This window comes from Streptomyces sp. NPDC058576 (assembly GCF_042718715.1).
Taxonomy (GTDB): Bacteria; Actinomycetota; Actinomycetes; order Streptomycetales; family Streptomycetaceae; genus Streptomyces.
In genome coordinates this window covers 40,587-57,611 of record NZ_JBHXPF010000032.1, presented here as the reverse complement: position 1 = coordinate 57,611, position 17,025 = coordinate 40,587, and the positions used below count along the sequence as shown (strand labels likewise).

The window sequence follows — 17,025 nt, the reverse complement described above, 5'->3', positions numbered from 1 at the left end:
AAGTGGTGCGGGCTCACCACCCACCTCAGGGCTCGCCGGGCGGGCTGAAATGGTGCGGGCTCACCAGAATTGGTCCGGGCACACAGGTTGCGCTCGACGCCCCCCGTGCCCCAGGCTCCGTGTCCGTCGGGCGCTCGGGGATACTTGGGCAGCCGGCCGGGGGCCACACTCCCCGGCCCGGTCAAGCGAAGCGCACAGCGAGCAGCAGCAGAAGGGCACGGCGTCGTGGCAAGGGTTCGGACAGGGGTACGCGCGATGGGCGCCGTGCTGGCAGTGATGCTGGCAGCCGCAGGATGCAGCAGCACCGGCGGCAAGCGCGCCGAGGAGCGCGCGGCCGCCGCGGCCGAGGGACGGGCCGCGGTGAACACTCCGCGCTGGACCTTCGCCATGGTCACCCACTCGGGCGACGGCGACACCTTCTGGGACATCGTCCAGAAGGGCGCCGAGCAGGCCGCCGTCAAGGACAACATCAACTTCCTCTACTCTCACAACGACGAGGCCAACCAGCAGGCCCAGCTCGTCCAGACCGCGATCGACAAGAAGGTCGACGGGCTGATCGTCTCGCTGGCCAAGCCGGACGCGATGAAGGCCGTGGTCGCCAAGGCCGTGAAGGCGGGCATCCCGGTCGTCACCGTGAACTCCGGCTCCGCGGAGTCGAAGGAGTTCGGGGCGCTCACCCACATCGGCCAGGACGAGACCATCGCCGGTGAGGCCGTCGGCGACGAGCTGAACGGCCGGGACCGCAAGAAGGTCCTGTGCGTCCTGCACGAACAGGGCAACGTGGGCCACGAGCAGCGCTGCGCCGGAGCGAAGAAGACCTTCGACGGCACCCTGCAGAACCTGTACGTCGACGGCACCAACATGCCCGACGTCACGGCGTCCATCGAGGCCAAGCTCCAGTCCGACAAGAGCATCGACGCGGTCGTCACCCTCGGCGCCCCCTTCGCCGACGCTGCCGTCCAGGCCAAGCAGACCGCGGGCAGCGACGCCGAGATCGACACCTTCGACCTGAACGCCAAGGTCGCCACCGGCCTCCAGGACGACAAGCTCGGCTTCGCCGTCGACCAGCAGCCCTACCTCCAGGGCTACGAGGCCGTCGACCTGCTCTGGCTCTACCGCTACAACCGCAACGTCCTCGGCGGCGGCCTCCCCGTCCTCACCGGCCCGCAGGTCATCACCAAGGACGACGCCGACGCGCTCGCCGACTACACCAAGCGCGGCACCCGATGAGCGGCTCCACCGCCGCACCGAAGACGCCGGCGAAGGCGGACGAGCGCCTGGTGCGCACCTCGCCCCTGCGCAAGCTGCTCGGCCGCCCCGAACTCGGCTCGGTCGTCGGCGCGGCAGCCGTCTTCCTCTTCTTCGCGATCGTCGCCGACAGCTTCCTCCAGGCCTCCAGCTTCGGCACGGTGCTGTACGCGGCCTCGGTCCTCGGCATCATGGCCGCGCCGGTCGCGCTGCTGATGATCGGCGGCGAGTTCGACCTCTCCGCCGGGGTCATGGTGACCAGCTCCGCCCTGATCTCCTCAATGTTCAGCTACCAGATGACCGCCAACGTCTGGGTCGGCGTCCTGGTGTCGCTGCTGGTCACGCTCGCCATCGGCGCGTTCAACGGCTTCATGCTGACCCGCACCAAGCTGCCGAGCTTCATCATCACGCTCGGCACGTTCCTGATGCTGACCGGCCTGAACCTCGGCTTCACCAAGCTCATCAGCGGCACCGTCTCCACCAAGGCGATCGGTGACATGGAGGGCTTCGACTCGGCCCACGCCCTGTTCGCCTCCACGCTGACCGTCGGCAGCGTCGAGTTCAAGGTGACGATCCTGTGGTGGGCTGCGCTCGTCGGGATCGCCACCTGGATCCTCCTGCGTACCCGCTTCGGGAACTGGATCTTCGCCGTCGGCGGCGAGGCCGACGCGGCCCGCGCGGTCGGCGTCCCGGTCATCCGCACCAAGATCGGGCTCTACCTCGGCGTCGCCTTCGCCGCCTGGATCTCCGGCCAGCACCTGCTGTTCAGCTACGACGTCGTCCAGTCCGGCGAGGGCGTCGGCAACGAGCTGACGTACATCATCGCGGCCGTCATCGGCGGCTGCCTGATCACCGGCGGCTACGGCTCCGCGATCGGCTCGGCGGTCGGCGCCTTCATCTTCGGCATGACCAGCAAGGGCATCGTGTACGCCGAGTGGAACCCGGACTGGTTCAAATTCTTCCTGGGAGCGATGCTGCTCCTGGCCACCCTGCTCAACGCGTGGGTGCGCAAGCGCGCGGAGGCGACGTCATGACGGCCACCCCTGAAGAGACCGCGGAAACGACCGGGGGAGCGACCGCGGGCCCGCTGGTCGAACTGGACGACGTATCCAAGTTCTACGGGAACATCAAAGCCCTGGAACACGTCTCGCTGGAGGTCCACGCGGGCGAGATCACCTGCGTCCTCGGCGACAACGGCGCCGGCAAGTCCACCCTCATCAAGATCATCGCGGGGCTGCACCGGCACGACGCCGGGCGCTTCCTGATCGACGGCGAGGAGACCGCCCTCGCCAACCCGCGCGACGCCCTGGACCGGGGCATCGCCACCGTCTACCAAGACCTCGCCGTCGTCCCGCTCATGCCGGTCTGGCGCAACTTCTTCCTCGGGTCCGAACCCACGACCGGCGTCGGCCCCTTCAAGCGCCTCGACGTCCGCCGGATGCGCGAGACGACCCGTACCGAACTGCTCCGCATGGGCATCGACCTGCGCGACGTCGACCAGCCCATCGGCACCCTGTCCGGCGGCGAGCGCCAGTGCGTGGCCATCGCCCGCGCCGTCTACTTCGGCGCGAAGGTCCTCGTCCTGGACGAGCCGACCGCCGCGCTCGGCGTCAAGCAGTCCGGCGTGGTCCTCAAGTACGTGGCCGCCGCCCGCGACGCGGGGCTCGGCGTGGTCCTCATCACGCACAACCCGCACCACGCCCACCTGGTCGGCGACCGGTTCGTCCTCCTCAAGCGCGGCGTGATGTCCGGCAGCCACACCAAGGACGACGTCACGCTGGACGAGCTGACCCGGCAGATGGCGGGCGGCAGCGAGCTGGAGGAGCTCAGCCACGAGCTGGAGCGCACCCCCACCCCCACCCTCCCGGGCGGCCGCGGCACGAAGGGCGAGGCTCCCTGAGCGGGGACCGCCCCGGCGCGGCCGACCCCGCCCACCGGACCCCCGGGGCCGGGCAGTGGCAGAATCGAGCCCGGCGGGCGTCGTCCGCCGCCGACCGCGACAGCGGCCCGGCCCCCCAGACCCCGCAGGGACGATGAGCACGTACCGCGACTTCGCACACCGCGGCTCCGCCCGCGCCACCGTCCTCAAGACCGTCGGCACCAGGGAACGCCGCTCGCATCTGTCCGCCCCCCGGGTCCCCACGGTCGGGATCGACATCGGCGGCACCAAGGTGATGGCGGGCGTCGTCGACGCCGACGGCAACATCCTGGAACAGCTGCGCACCGAGACGCCCGACAAGTCCAAGAGCCCCAAGGTCGTCGAGGACACCATCGTCGAGCTGGTCCTGGACCTCTCCGACCGGCACGACGTCCACGCGGTGGGCATCGGCGCGGCGGGCTGGGTGGACGCCGACCGCTCCAAGGTCCTCTTCGCCCCCCACCTCGCCTGGCGTGACGAGCCCCTGCGTGACGCCATCGCCTCCCGCCTCGTCGTCCCCGTCATGGTCGACAACGACGCCAACACCGCCGCCTGGGCGGAATGGCGCTTCGGGGCGGGCCGCGGCGAGGACCACCTCGTCATGATCACCCTCGGTACGGGCATCGGCGGCGCGATCCTGGAGGACGGCCAGGTCAAGCGGGGCAAGTACGGGGTGGCCGGTGAGTTCGGCCACATGCAGGTCGTGCCCTCGGGCCACCGCTGCCCCTGCGGCAACCGGGGCTGCTGGGAGCAGTACAGCTCCGGCAACGCCCTCGTCCGCGAGGCCAGGGAACTGGCCGCCGCCGACTCCCCGGTCGCGCACTACCTGCTGGACCGGGTCAAGGGCAACATCCCCGACATCACCGGCCCGCTGATCACCGAACTGGCCCGCGAGGGCGATGCGATGTGCATCGAGCTCCTCCAGGACATCGGTCAGTGGCTCGGCATCGGCATCGCCAACCTGGCCGCCGCACTCGACCCCTCCTGCTTCGTCATCGGAGGCGGCGTCAGCGCCGCCGACGACCTCCTGATCAACCCCGCCCGGGACGCCTTCAAGCGCCACCTCACCGGCCGCGGCTACCGCCCCGAGGCCCGGATCGCGAAGGCGCAGCTCGGCCCCGAGGCGGGTATGGTCGGCGCCGCGGACCTGGCCCGGCTGGTCGCCCGCCGATTCCGCCGGGCCAACCGGCGGCGCGTCGAGCGGTACGAGCGGTACGCCCAGATCTACGACCAGGCGGCGAGCACCATCCGCAACACGCGGTCCACCCGGACCGCCGACTGAACCGCGGCCGCCCCTTCCGGCGTCCACCCTTCAGTACGCCTCCTCAGCACGCCGTCGCCGCAGCACCTTAGGGACCACCTGATCATGATCGCAGCCGAGCACCCCGTGGTGCCGCACCAGTCGGAGTCGCCGGGCGACGGCGAGGGCAGACCGCCCGAGGGCCGCCGGCGTGTGTTCCGGCGGCGCTTCATCACCGCCACGATCATCGTGCTGCTGATCGGCATCCCGGCCGGCTACCTGCTGATCTCGGCCGGCCAGAGCCGCCGCTCGGGCATGGACAAGGAGAGCGAGGCGGCCGCCCAGGGGCTGCGCGAGGGCTGGCCCTCCAAGATGCAGCGCCGGATCTTCGAGATCCCGATCCCCGGCAACGGACAGGGCGTCCAGTACTACGAGACGAACAACTGGAAAGCCAGCCGGATGTACGCGAAGTTCCGCACCACCTCCGCCGGTCTCGACCGCTTCCTCACCGGGGTGGGCACCGGACGTGCGGCGCTGGAGCCGGACCGGATCACCATCAGCCCGCGGGACGTCAAGATCACCGGCTGGTCCTTCGGCCCGGGCGAGCACTGGGCCGGCACCACGCACAGCAACAAGAAGCCGCGCCCCACCCAGAACATCACGGTCAATATGACCGATCCGGCCAGCCCCGTCGTCTATGTCGTATCGGCGGCGACCCCCTGACCGGGGACCGGAGGGGCGCTCAGTAACCTGGAGCGAGTGAGCGAAGTGAGCGAGACGACCCCGCAGCCCGTGCCGGCCCCCCACCCCGGTGGGCCCGCCCCGCACCCCGGAGCGCCTCATCAGGCGGTTCCGGCCCCGCACCGGGCACCGGACGCCGTGCCCCTGTCGGCCGCCCCGGAGTCCTACCCGGCGCCCGGTGGCAGCGGGGCCCCCGGGTTCCCGCAGGCTCCGGTGACCGCGCAGCCGGACCGGATCCCGCTCGCCCCACCGGCACCGCAGGGCCCGTTCGCCCCGCAGGCCACCTCTGTACTGCAGGCCACCTCCGTACCGCAGGACGCTCCCGCCCCGCAGGCCGTTCCCGGTCCGCAAGGGGCCCCTGCCGCGGCCCCACCGGCACCGCAGGGAGGGATCGACGCCCCGCGGACCCTCCAGTACCGCTTCGACGGGCCCGACGACGCCCCGGTCCTGGTCATCGGTCCCTCGCTCGGGACGACGTGGCACATGTGGGACCGCCAGATACCCGAGCTGTCCCAGCACTGGCGGGTCTTCCGCTACGACCTGCCCGGCCACGGCGGCGCGCCCGCCCACGCCGCCGCCTCCGTCGCCGAGCTGGGCGACCGGCTGCTCGCGACCCTGGACGGGCTCGGCGTCCAGCGCTTCGGCTACGCGGGCTGCTCGATCGGCGGCGCGGTCGGCGCGGACCTGGCCCTGCGCCACCCGCACCGGGTCGCCTCGCTGGCGCTCGTCGCCTCCTCGCCCCGGTTCGGCACGGCCGACGAGTTCCGTCAGCGCGGCGTGATCGTCCGCACCAACGGCCTGGAGCCGATGGCCCGCACCGCGCCGGAGCGCTGGTTCACCCCCGGCTTCGCCGCCGCGCAGCCCGCCATCGTGGAATGGGCCGTGCAGATGGTCCGCACCACCGACCCCGGGTGCTACATCGCCGCCTGCGAGGCGCTCGCGGCGTTCGACATCCGCGGCGCCCTGGGCCGGATCGGCGTCCCCACCCTGGTGCTGGTCGGGGCGGAGGACCAGGTCACCGGTCCCGCCGAGGCCCGCACCCTGGTCGCCGGGATAACGGACGCCCGCCTGGCGCTCGTCCCCGGGGCCTCCCACCTCGCGCCCGTCGAGCAGCCCGCCGCCGTCAGCGACCTGCTGCTGATGCACTTCTCCACCGCCTGGCAGCAGGAGACCTCGGCCGCGATCCCCGTGCTGCCCCACGTCACCGGGCCCGCCGCCCCCAGCGTGCCGTTCGCCCCGGTGGCCGAGATCGCCCCGGCCGCCGGCGCGCCCGACGCCGTCGCGCCGACGCCGGACGGCCGGTACGAGCAGGGCACGAAGGTCCGCCGCGAGGTGCTGGGAGACGCCCACGTCGACGCGGTGAACACCGCGGCCGACGCCTTCACCGAGGACTTCCAGGAGCTGGTCACCCGGTACGCCTGGGGCGAGGTCTGGAGCCGCGACGGACTCGACCGCCGCACCCGCAGCGTCATCACGCTCACGGCGCTCGTCACCTCCGGCCACCTGGAGGGCCTGGCCGCGCACACCCGGGCCGCCCTGCGCAACGGCCTGACGCCTGCCGAGATCAAGGAAGTTCTGCTCCAGAGCGCCGTCTACTGCGGCATCCCGGCCGCCGGAGCCGCCTTCGCCGTCGCGCAGAAGGTGATCCAGGAGGAAACCACGCCGCCCGCGTAGCAGGATGGGGCCATGAACGCATCGCCCGGGGCACTCACCCTCACCAAGAAGACCCACTCCTGCGTCCGGATCGAGAAGGAGGGGCGCGTCCTGGTCATCGACCCCGGAGGCTTCTCCGAGGACGACGCGGCGCTCGGCGCGGACGTCATGCTGGTGACGCACGAGCACCCGGACCACTTCAACGAGGCGCGGCTGCGGGCGGGCCTGGAGGCCAACCCGGCGGCCGAGGTCTGGACGCTGCGCAGCGTCGCCGAGCAGCTCTCGGCCGCCTTTCCGGGCCGGGTGCACACCGTGGGCCACGGGGACGCGTTCTCCGCCGCCGGATTCGACGTCACCGTGCACGGCGAGCTGCACGCGGTGATCCACCCGGACATCCCGAGGATCACCAACGTCGGGTTCCTCGTCGACGGTTCGGTCTTCCACCCCGGCGACGCGCTCACCGTTCCCGAGCGCCCCGTGGACACGCTGCTGCTGCCCGTCATGGCCCCCTGGAGCAAGATCTCCGAGGTCATCGACTACGTACGCGAGGTGAAGCCGCGGCGCGCCATCGACGTCCACGACGCCCTGCTGACCGATCTGGCCCGCCCGGTCTACGACAGCCAGATCGGCGCCCTGGGCGGCGCGGACCACGGCCGGCTGGCCCCGGGCGGTACCACCGAGCTGTGAGCCCGGCGGCCGCTGTCAGTGGGAGCCGCTAGGTTGGCTGCCATGCGCATCGCCACCTATAACGTCAATTCGATCACCGCCCGGCTGCCGAGGCTCCTGGCCTGGCTGGAGAGCAGCGGCACCGATGTGCTGTGCATCCAGGAGACCAAGTGCACGGCGGAGCAGTTCCCCGCCGAAGCCCTGCGCGAGGCGGGGTACGAATCCGCCGTCAACGCCACCGGCCGGTGGAACGGGGTCGCGCTGCTCTCCCGTGTCGGCCTCGACGACGTCGTCACCGGACTGCCCGGCGGCCCGGACTACGACGGGGTGCAGGAGCCCCGCGCGATCTCGGCGACCTGCGGCCCGCTGCGCCTCTGGTCGGTGTACGTGCCCAACGGCCGCGAGGTCGAGCACGAGCACTACGCCTACAAGCTGCGCTGGCTGGAGGCGCTGCGCAAGGCCGTCGCGGGGGACGCCGCGGGGACCCGGCCGTTCGCGGTCCTGGGCGACTTCAACGTGGCCCCGACCGACGAGGACGTCTGGGACCCGGCGCTGTTCGAGGGCGCCACACACGTGACGCCCGCCGAGCGCGCCGCCCTCGCGGCTCTGGAGGCCGAGGGCCTGGGCGAGGTGCTGCCCCGCCCCCTCAAGTACGACCGCGCCTACACCTTCTGGGACTACCGCGAGCTGCGGTTCCCCAAGAACAAGGGCATGCGGATCGACCTGACCTTCGGCAACGCCCCCTTCACCGCCGCCGTCAAGGACAGTTACGTCGACCGCGAGGAGCGCAAGGGCAAGGGCGCGTCCGACCACGCCCCGGTGGTCGTCGACCTCGACCTCTGAGCCGGGCCGGGCGGAGGCGGGCGGGAGGTCGCGAACCACGTGACAACCCAAGGTTGACACCACTCGGGTGTCAACCTACGGTTGTCACATGACGCAGCCTCTTCCCGTCACCCCTTCCGTACGCCTCGACGATCTGATCGAGGCCATCAAGAAGACCAACGACGACGCGCTGGAGCAGCTCTCCGGCGCGGTGCTCGCCGCCGACCACCTCGGCGACGTGGCCGACCATCTCATCGGCCACTTCGTGGACCAGGCGCGGCGTTCCGGAGCATCCTGGACCGACATCGGCCGGAGCATGGGCGTCACCCGCCAGGCCGCCCAGAAGCGCTTCGTGCCCAAGAAGGGCGAGGGCTCCTCGGACCTGGACCCGAACGAGGGCTTCAACCGCTTCACCACCCGCGCCCGCAACGTGGTGGTCGCCTCCCACAACGAGGCCCAGTCCTCCAGGCACGCCGAGATCGTCCCCGCCCACCTGGTCCTCGGCCTGCTCGCCGAGCCCGAGGCCATCGCCGCCCGCGTCCTCACCGGGCAGGGCGTGACGCCGGACGTGCTGCGGGCGGCGGCGACCGCGGCGCTGCCCGCCGCCGTGGACGCGGTGCCCGAGATGATCCCGTACGACATGGACTCCAAGAAGGTCCTGGAGCTGACCTTCCGCGAGGCCCTGCGGCTCGGCCACAACTACGTCGGCACCGAGCACATCCTGCTGGCCCTGCTGGAGTTCGAGGACGGCTCCGGCGTGCTGACCGGCCTCGGCCTGGACAAGGAAGCCGTGTCCGCCGCGGTGGAGCGGACGGTGAGCGAGGCGGCCCAGGCCCTGCGGCGGTAGGAGCCCGAGGTTTCCCCGCGATGGGCGGCGAGCCCGGCGCACCGGGCCCGCCGCCACCGACACCGGCCGTCAGTGCACCGAGAAGCCGCCGTCCACGAACACCGACTGCCCGGTGACGTACGCCGAGGAGCGCCCCGCCAGGAACACCGCGGCCCCCGCGAAGTCCTCCGCGAGACCGTTGCGGCCGACCAGCGTGCGCGCGGCCAGCGACGCCACCTTCTCCGGGTCCGACTGGAGGCGCGCGTTCAGCGGGGTCAGCACGAACCCCGGCACCAGGCTGTTCACCGTGACGCCGTACGGCGACCACGCCTCGGCCTGGGAGCGGGTCAGCGACTCCAGGCCGCCCTTGGACACCCCGTAGGCGCCGCTGCTCACGAAGGCCCGGTGCGCCTGCTGCGAGGTGACGTGGATGATCCGGCCGTAGCCGCGCTCGGCCATGCCGGGCCCGAAGCGCTGCCCCAGCAGGAACGGCGCCTTCAGGTTCACCGCCATCGTGGTGTCCCAGACGTCCTCGCCGAGCTCGGTCATCGGCGGGCGCAGATTGATGCCGGCGCAGTTCACCAGGATGTCCGGCTCCCCGAACGCCTCCACGGCGCCCTCCGCTCCGGCGCGCACCCCCTCCGGCGTGCTCAGGTCCGCGCTCACCCAGGCGGCCCGGCAGCCCTCGGCGGTCAGCTCGTTGACGGTCGCCTTCAGCTCCGCCTCCCGGCGGGCCACCACGACGACGCGTCCGCCGGCCCGGGCCAGGGCGCCGGCGATCGCCCGGCCGATGCCGGAACTGCCTCCGGTGACCACCGCCACCCGGCCTTCCAGCGAGAACAGTTCCGCGACGTATGCCTGTGCACTCATGTACGCACCTTAGATATGCGCTCGGATCCCCGTCCGGGGCAGGGTGGGGGATCGGTGAACGCCGCGCGCCCTGTGGTGCGGAACCTGGCCGGGATGGGACCCTAGTGGTATGAACATCCCTTTCTTGGACAACTGGCGTAAGCGTCAGGGTGGTACGCACGCGGGCGCGCTCGCCGCCGCCGTCGAGGCAGACCCCGACGGCGTGGCCGAGCTGCTCGCCGAGTGCGAACTGCTGCGCGTCCGGGCGGGGCAGCACGGACTCGAACTGGACGACAGCCCCGCCTCGTTGACCGCGCTCGACCAGCTGCCGCCCCGCTGGCGCGACGATCCCGAGGAACTGCCCTGGCTGGGCAACGACGCAGGCCTCTATCTCGGCACCGTGATCGTGCGGACCGTGCCGGGCGCCGCGTGGGACGTCTGGCCGAGCGGCCAGCCCGTGGTGCGGCTGGTCTCCGGGCGGGAGATCGACGTCGTCGCGGCCGGACTCGACTGGGCGATGGCGGGCAGCCCGGAGCTCTCCCAGGTGTACGCCGAGTCCGCCGAGAACTGAGCCGGAACCGGCGAGCGGCCCGCTCTTCTCACCTAATCTAGAAAAAAGCCTTTTGCGCCATTTACGCGTGTCGGGTGCGAAGTCCCTTTTCGCGATGGATAGTTTGCGCTGACCTCGACACAGCGACAAGTGGGTAGGGCAGCGCATGGCCGTCGATCCGTTGATCGAACTGAGGGACGTCAACAAACACTTCGGGGAGTTGCACGTACTTCAGGACATCAATCTCACCGTCGGCCGCGGGGAGGTGGTGGTGGTCATCGGCCCCTCCGGCTCGGGGAAATCCACCCTGTGCCGGGCGATCAACCGGCTGGAGACGATCGAGTCCGGCATCATCACGATCGACGGCAGACCCCTTCCCGCCGAGGGCAAGGGCCTGGCCCAGCTCCGCGCCGAAGTCGGCATGGTCTTCCAGTCGTTCAACCTCTTCGCCCACAAGACCGTGCTGGACAACGTCTCGCTGGCGCAGCTCAAGGTCCGCAAGCGCAAGAAGGACGCGGCCGACGAGCGCTCCCGCGAACTGCTGGAGCGGGTCGGCCTGGCCGCCCACGCCGACAAGTTCCCCGCGCAGCTCTCCGGCGGCCAGCAGCAGCGCGTGGCCATCGCCCGCGCCCTGGCCATGGACCCCAAGGCGCTCCTCTTCGACGAGCCCACCTCGGCGCTCGACCCGGAGATGATCAACGAGGTCCTGGAGGTCATGCAGCAGCTCGCCCGGGACGGCATGACCATGGTCGTGGTCACCCATGAGATGGGCTTCGCCCGCTCCGCGGCCAACCGCGTCGTGTTCATGTCCGACGGCTGCGTCGTCGAGGACCGCACCCCGGAGGACTTCTTCACGAACCCTTCGAGCGACCGCGCCAAGGACTTCCTGTCCAAGATCCTCAAGCACTGAGGGGGGAGGCTTCCATGTTGCGTACGAGGAACACGCGTACGGGCAGAGCCGCCGCCCTCGTGGCCGGCCTCCTGCTCGCCGCTCTCGCCGCGGGCTGCGGCAAGGACGGCAGCCCGCCCGTCAAGGGGCCGAAGGCCGAGGCCCTGCCGGTGTACCAGGTCGACACCGGCTTCGAACTGCCCGACTCCCGCACCTGGACCAAGGCGAAGCGGCGCGGCTATCTGATCGTCGGCGCCAAGGAGGACCAGCCCTACCTGGGGGAGAAGGACCCGGCGAGCGGGATCTACTCCGGCTTCGACATCGAGATCGCCCGCATGATGGCGGCCTCGCTCGGCTTCGAACCGCAGACGATCCGCTTCCGCACGATCGCCTCGGCCAACCGCGAGACGGCCCTGCAGAACGGCCAGATCGACTACTACGTCGGCACCTACACCATCAACGACATGCGCAAGAAGCTCGTCGGCTTCGCCGGCCCGTACTACCTGGCCGGCCAGGGGCTGCTGGTGCGCACCGACGAGAACGACATCAACGGGCCCCAGGACCTGGCGGGCAAGACCGTCTGCTCCGCGGCCGGCTCGACGCCCTACCAGCGCATCGCCGCCGACTACCCCAAGGCGACCCTCGTCGCCTACGACACGTACTCCATCTGCGTCGACAACCTGCTCACCTTCCAGGTCGACGCCGTCACCACCGACGACGCGATCCTGCTGGGCTTCGCGGCCAAGGCGCCCGACGAGATGAAGGTGGTCGGCAAGCCGTTCTCCGAGGAGCCGTACGGCATCGGCGTACCGCGCAGCGACAACGCCCTGCGTAACGCCCTCAACGACGCGCTGGAGGCCAACGAGAAGGACGGCAACTGGAAGAAGGCGTACGACGCGACGCTCGGCCTCTCCGGAGCGCCCGCGCCGACCCCGCCGCCCATCGACCGCTACCCGGCGACCTGAGGGGACGGCCCCACCCATGGATGTACTGACAGAGAACTTCTCCCTCTACGGCAAGGGCTTCCTCGGCACCGTCGAACTGACCGTCTACGCCTCGGCGCTGGCGCTCGTCCTCGGCTTCCTGATGGCGTCCTTCCGGGTCGCGCCCGTCGGCTCCTTCCGGGTGCTGGGCACGGTCTGGGTCACCGTGCTCCGCAACACCCCGCTGACCCTGCTGTTCTTCGCGGTCCTGCTCGGCCTGCCCCGCTTCGGGCTCGTCCTGCCGTTCCAGGTCTTCGCGGTCATCGCGCTCGGCTGCTACACCTCGGCGTTCATCTGCGAGGTGCTGCGCTCCGGCATCAACACCGTGCCCAGGGGCCAGGGCGAGGCGGCGCGCAGTCTCGGCATGAACTTCGGCCAGACCCTGAGCACCGTGGTGCTGCCGCAGGCGTTCCGGTCGGTGATCCCGCCGGTCGGCTCCACGCTGATCGCGCTGGCGAAGAACTCCGCGATCGCCGGGGCGTTCAGCGTCACCGAACTCCTCGGCACCTACAAGACCCTCAACGAACTGGGCTACAGCATCATCTGGTCCTTCATCTGGATCGCCGTCGGCTACCTGATCATCACCCTGACCATCAGTGCGGTGTTCAACGTGATGGAGAAGCGCTGGGGAGTCGCACGATGACCAAGACCCTCACCCGTAGGACGTCCCGAGCGTCGTTGCCCGAGGCCACCGCGCTCTACGACATCCCGGGACCGGTGACCCGCAAACGGCACCTGATGTACGGGATCGCCTCGACCGTCCTGATCGTGGCGCTGTTCGGCTGGATCGTCTACCTGCTCTTCGACACCGACCAGTTCACCGCGCAGAAGTGGACGCCCTTCGAGTACAAGGGCATCCAGGAACTGCTGCTGCGCGGGCTCGGCAACACCCTCAAGGCGTTCGCGTACGCCGCGGTCCTCTCGCTCGCGCTCGGCGCGGTCCTCGCGGTCGGCCGGCTGTCCGAACACCGGGTGCTGCGCTGGATCTCCACCGTGCTGGTCGAGTTCTTCCGTGCCATGCCCGTGCTGGTGATGATCTTCTTCATCTTCGTGGCGCTGAAGGTCCAGCCGCTGCCCGCCCTCGTCGCCGGGCTGACCCTCTACAACGGTTCCGTTCTCGCGGAGGTGTTCCGCACCGGGATCAACTCCGTGGACCGTGGCCAGCGCGAGGCCGCGTACGCGCTCGGGATGCGCAAGACGCAGGTCACCACGTTCGTCCTGGCCCCCCAGGCCGTACGCGCGATGCTGCCGACCATCATCAGTCAGCTGGTGGTCGCGCTCAAGGACACCTCACTGGGCTATCTGATCACCTACGAGGAATTCCTCCACGCCGGAAAGCTGATCGCGTCGAATCTCGACTACGATCTTCCCTTCATCCCCGTCGTGATGGTGATCTCTCCGATCTACATCGGGATGTGCATGCTGCTCTCGTGGTTCGCCACGTGGGTGGCCCGTCGTCAGCGGCGCAATCCGAAGACGAGGGCGGTGGGGGTGGCCCCGGCCGAACCGGGGACGCTGCTGCCGGGAGGGCAGTAGCCGGGCAGTGCCCGCCCGGCAGCAGTCGGTGATCACTTCTCGCGCAGCGGGACCGAGAGATGACTCGGGTCCGTGCCGGGCGAGGAGAAGGTCAGCTGCGCGCCGGTCGGGTTGTGCTCGATGTACAGCGGATCGACGGTGTCGATCACCAGGGCGAGCCGGTGACCGGCCGGGACGTCGTAGGCCGTGGAGTACAGCTCCAGGTCGACGGGGAACGGCCGGCCCGGCGTCTGCCCGTGGAACGTGTACGGAGCATTGCTGACCAGCTTGCCGACGCCGAGCGGTCCCACGTCGTAGAGATAGGCGACGAGGGTGCCGCTCGGCTTCGTGCTGGTGACCGTCGTGTGCAGCGTGGACGTGCCCCTGATCCGCTGCTCGGTGGGGTACCGCTCCGACTGCCACACGCTCGCGAACGTACGCGGCAGCAGCGGCACGGAGACCATGGGCGGGAGCTTCAGGAACTGGTCCAGCGCGTTGGACAGGATCGCGATGCCCCCGTTCGCACCGGAGTCGACGTTGGCCCACACCTTCCTGGTGCCGTCCAGCGGGATCCGGTTCTTCAGCGCGCCGACCGACTTCCAGTCCGGGTAGCCCTCGTACCCCTTGTCGGTGCGGGACTTGAGCTGGACGGGCTGCTCGGTGTCGATGCCGTTGCGCTCGCCCTTGAGATAGCGGTCGAACCAGCGGCGGGTGCTCGTCCAGGTGTCGTTGGGCAGCCCGAGCAGTCCGGTGGCCTCGGCGGTGGCGTGGTCGCCGGGGCGGAACTCCAGGCGCTTGGGGCCGGTGAGCTTGTCGTAGAACGAGGCGTACTGGTTGGGCGGGAAGATGGTGTCGCCCCAGGCGTTGCCCATCATGATCGCCGCGCCGTTGGCGTTGATCCGGTCCAGGTACGTCGCGGGGGAGCGCTTCTTCCCCCAGGCGATCATCTGCGGCTCCTTGTCCAGCTTGGAGCCGAGGAAGTCCCGAAGCGTCTGCGTCAGTTCGTCGCTGGGGCGGCCGGTGACGAGGCCCGCGCCGCCGAGCAGGGCGGCGGCCTGGAGGTGCTGGGTGCGGCCGCTGTAGATCGAGTCGATCAGATCGGCCCAGCCGCTGAGCGCGGCCACCGCCTTGATGCGCGGGTCGTGGCCGGCCGCCAGCAGGCTGATGCCCGCTCCGTAGGAGACGCCGCCCATGCCGATGAGGTCCGGGTCGGCGGAGGTGTGCTCCAGCGCCCAGTCGATGACGGCGGAGGCGTCCGCGATGTCCGGCGGGCCCGCCACCTCGATCTTCCCGCCGGAGCGCCAGAAGCCGCGCGAGGTGTAACTCACCACGACATAGCCGGAGTCGGCGAGCTTCTGGGCTTGGGCGAGATACTCGATCTGCGGCACCGCCCAGCTCGTCGGGAAGACGATGAGGGGGTGCTTCGTCCCGGCCGCGGCTCCCGCCGGGGTGAAGACGTTGCCCTTGAGGGTGATGCCCCCAGAACCGGGGATGTCGTGGAACGTCAGGTCCCCGGCCGCCGTGCCCGCGGGCGCGGCGAGGGGGGCGGGGGCGGCGGTCGCCGCGGGCGCGGCGACGAGCGCGCCCCCGGCGAGCAGGGCGACGGCGGTGGTGATCGAAGCGGTGGTGCGCAGTGCCGGTTTCGGACGTACCACGGGTCACTCCTCACGCGTGTCAGTGCAAAGTGACCCGACGGTAACCCCGGTTGTTTACCCCTGGTAACTACTCGGCGTGTTGCGCGAAGGTAACGATTGTTGGACGCGACGTCAGTAGTGCGTCCGGTACGGAACGGGCGCTACCGGGTCACTTCAGGGCGCTCTTGGCCTGCCAGTCGGCCCACGACAGGTTCCACGCGCCGTAGCCGTTGCCCTCGGCGACCGTGCCCTTGGCCTCCGCGCCGGTCATCTCGAACGGATCGCCCACCCGTACCTGCCCGTACAGCGACGCGGCATCGGCGTCGCTCATCCCGACGCAGCCCGAACTCCGGTTGGCCTGGCCGAAAACGCCCGCGTTCCACGGCGCCGCGTGCGCGTACATCCCCGACCAGGTCAGCCGCATCGAGTAGTCGACCATCTTGTCGTAGGCGTCGCCGAGGCCCACCGTCTCGGAGCGCATGTTGATGGTGCCCTCCTTCGACATCACGACCGCCGTGCCCCGCCAGGAGGCCTTCTCACCGCCCGGGGTGCCCGCCGACATCGGGACGTCCAGGACCTGCTCGCCGTTCCGGTGCAGGGCCAGGCGATGCCCGTCGAGGTCGACCTTGACGATCTGGGCCGCGCCGACGGTGAACGTCGTCGTGTAGTCGCGGACGAACCAGCCGCCGTCCGCCCCCGTGTCGACGCCGTTGAGCCGCGCGTCCAGCGTCACCTTCGTACCGGGCTTCCAGTACTCCTCGGGCCGCCAGTCGACGCGGTCCTTGCCCGAGTAGTCCTGCAGCCAGCCCCAGGAGCCCTCGGTGTCGTTGGACGTCGAGACCTTCAGGGCCTTCTCCACGGCCGCCTTGTCCTTCACCGGGTGGTCGAAGACGACCGACAGCGGCTGCGCGATGCCCACGGTCGTGTTCTTCCCCGGCGCCAGGGACAGCTTGTTGACCTTCTCCGCCTCGGCGGTGGTGAACGCCGCGCTGTCGCTGCCGCCGTCCGCGTCCGTCGCCTCGACCGTGTACGCGGTGCCCGGCGCGGCGACCCGGTCGGATGTCCAGGTCCGGCCGTCGGCGGATATCCGCCCCGCCAGCGCGCCCTCGCCCGCCTTCACCGACACCGCCTTCAGCTTCCCCCGGGCCAGCGTCACCTTCACCGGTCCGCCCGGGGCCGCCGCCCTGCCCGTGAGATTCACCGAGACGCTGGTGTCGGCCGCCTTGCCGTCCCCGCCGGCCTCGGCGGAGCCCGACGAGCCGCCCGAGCACGCGGTGAGCGCGGCGGCGAGCAGCGCCGCGGGCCCGGTGACGGCGAGCCGGGCCCTCCGGCCGGCCGGGGCGGAACGACGGATGCGCGGGCGTGCGGAACTCACGGAAAAACCTCCAGGGCTGGGGTGCTCAGCAGGGGAGAGGCATTTCCCTCATGTCGGGTTCCTTCCGCGCCCCGGAAAAACGTCACTCCACGGCTCGGAGTACGCTCCACCGTCGG

17 protein-coding genes are annotated in these 17,025 nt (G+C 70.7%); 14 read left to right on the top strand and 3 right to left on the bottom strand.

Annotated features, from left to right (window positions below; translation table 11 throughout):
* The first annotated feature begins 255 nt into the window (after nucleotides 1-255).
* From ACFWRV_RS22210 to ACFWRV_RS22170, 9 genes are all read left to right on the top strand, one after another.
* Nucleotides 256-1,230, top strand: coding sequence for a sugar ABC transporter substrate-binding protein (locus tag ACFWRV_RS22210; protein ID WP_384337129.1), 975 nt, complete (start codon nucleotides 256-258; stop codon nucleotides 1,228-1,230).
* Entirely contained in the window at nucleotides 1,227-2,282 is a 1,056-nt protein-coding gene (locus ACFWRV_RS22205) for an ABC transporter permease (protein ID WP_384337127.1), read from the top strand. The genes ACFWRV_RS22210 and ACFWRV_RS22205 overlap by 4 nt, the downstream gene beginning before the upstream one ends.
* A complete protein-coding gene (locus ACFWRV_RS22200) occupies nucleotides 2,279-3,148 on the top strand; it encodes an ATP-binding cassette domain-containing protein (RefSeq protein WP_384337125.1) in 870 nt (289 codons plus the stop codon). The genes ACFWRV_RS22205 and ACFWRV_RS22200 overlap by 4 nt, the downstream gene beginning before the upstream one ends.
* Before the next feature lie 133 nt (nucleotides 3,149-3,281).
* On the top strand, nucleotides 3,282-4,448 hold the full coding sequence (locus ACFWRV_RS22195) for an ROK family glucokinase (protein WP_384337123.1): 1,167 nt from the start codon (nucleotides 3,282-3,284) through the stop codon (nucleotides 4,446-4,448).
* Nucleotides 4,449-4,532: 84 nt separating this feature from the next.
* Complete coding sequence (locus ACFWRV_RS22190; protein ID WP_384337121.1) at nucleotides 4,533-5,129, top strand: hypothetical protein; 597 nt, start codon at nucleotides 4,533-4,535, stop codon at nucleotides 5,127-5,129.
* Nucleotides 5,130-5,537: 408 nt separating this feature from the next.
* On the top strand, nucleotides 5,538-6,821 hold the full coding sequence (locus tag ACFWRV_RS22185; protein ID WP_384337179.1) for an alpha/beta fold hydrolase: 1,284 nt from the start codon (nucleotides 5,538-5,540) through the stop codon (nucleotides 6,819-6,821).
* 12 nt (nucleotides 6,822-6,833) lie between these two features.
* Nucleotides 6,834-7,487 (top strand): MBL fold metallo-hydrolase, encoded by a 654-nt coding sequence (locus tag ACFWRV_RS22180; RefSeq protein ID WP_384337119.1) that lies wholly within the window; start codon nucleotides 6,834-6,836, stop codon nucleotides 7,485-7,487.
* 42 nt (nucleotides 7,488-7,529) lie between these two features.
* Nucleotides 7,530-8,309, top strand: coding sequence for an exodeoxyribonuclease III (locus ACFWRV_RS22175; RefSeq protein WP_384337117.1), 780 nt, complete (start codon nucleotides 7,530-7,532; stop codon nucleotides 8,307-8,309).
* 88 nt (nucleotides 8,310-8,397) lie between these two features.
* Nucleotides 8,398-9,135, top strand: a complete 738-nt coding sequence (locus ACFWRV_RS22170; RefSeq protein WP_384337115.1) for a Clp protease N-terminal domain-containing protein — start codon at nucleotides 8,398-8,400, stop codon at nucleotides 9,133-9,135.
* A gap of 69 nt (nucleotides 9,136-9,204) precedes the next feature.
* Here ACFWRV_RS22170 and ACFWRV_RS22165 read toward each other — a convergent pair whose 3' ends face one another.
* Nucleotides 9,205-9,984: an SDR family NAD(P)-dependent oxidoreductase gene (locus ACFWRV_RS22165; protein ID WP_384337113.1), complete on the bottom strand. Its 780-nt coding sequence runs from the start codon at nucleotides 9,982-9,984 to the stop codon at nucleotides 9,205-9,207.
* A 109-nt stretch (nucleotides 9,985-10,093) separates the two neighbouring features.
* Here ACFWRV_RS22165 and ACFWRV_RS22160 point away from each other — a divergent pair, with 109 nt between their 5' ends.
* From ACFWRV_RS22160 to ACFWRV_RS22140, 5 genes are all read left to right on the top strand, one after another.
* Complete coding sequence (locus ACFWRV_RS22160; RefSeq protein ID WP_384337111.1) at nucleotides 10,094-10,534, top strand: DUF6278 family protein; 441 nt, start codon at nucleotides 10,094-10,096, stop codon at nucleotides 10,532-10,534.
* A 145-nt stretch (nucleotides 10,535-10,679) separates the two neighbouring features.
* Entirely contained in the window at nucleotides 10,680-11,423 is a 744-nt protein-coding gene (locus ACFWRV_RS22155; RefSeq protein WP_384337109.1) for an amino acid ABC transporter ATP-binding protein, read from the top strand.
* A gap of 14 nt (nucleotides 11,424-11,437) precedes the next feature.
* Nucleotides 11,438-12,367, top strand: coding sequence for a glutamate ABC transporter substrate-binding protein (locus ACFWRV_RS22150; protein ID WP_384337107.1), 930 nt, complete (start codon nucleotides 11,438-11,440; stop codon nucleotides 12,365-12,367).
* Nucleotides 12,368-12,383: 16 nt separating this feature from the next.
* On the top strand, nucleotides 12,384-13,028 hold the full coding sequence (locus ACFWRV_RS22145) for an amino acid ABC transporter permease (RefSeq protein ID WP_384337106.1): 645 nt from the start codon (nucleotides 12,384-12,386) through the stop codon (nucleotides 13,026-13,028).
* The gene (locus ACFWRV_RS22140) at nucleotides 13,025-13,921 is read left to right on the top strand and encodes an amino acid ABC transporter permease (RefSeq protein WP_384337104.1); all 897 of its coding nucleotides are present in this window, start codon (nucleotides 13,025-13,027) and stop codon (nucleotides 13,919-13,921) included. Before ACFWRV_RS22145 ends, ACFWRV_RS22140 begins: the two co-directional genes overlap by 4 nt.
* 32 nt (nucleotides 13,922-13,953) lie before the next feature.
* Here the strand turns inward: ACFWRV_RS22140 and ACFWRV_RS22135 are convergent, their stop codons facing one another.
* On the bottom strand, nucleotides 13,954-15,555 hold the full coding sequence (locus tag ACFWRV_RS22135) for a CocE/NonD family hydrolase (RefSeq protein ID WP_384337102.1): 1,602 nt from the start codon (nucleotides 15,553-15,555) through the stop codon (nucleotides 13,954-13,956).
* A 148-nt stretch (nucleotides 15,556-15,703) separates the two neighbouring features.
* Nucleotides 15,704-16,909: an Ig-like domain-containing protein gene (locus ACFWRV_RS22130; protein WP_384337100.1), complete on the bottom strand. Its 1,206-nt coding sequence runs from the start codon at nucleotides 16,907-16,909 to the stop codon at nucleotides 15,704-15,706.
* Nucleotides 16,910-17,025: the final 116 nt, after the last annotated feature.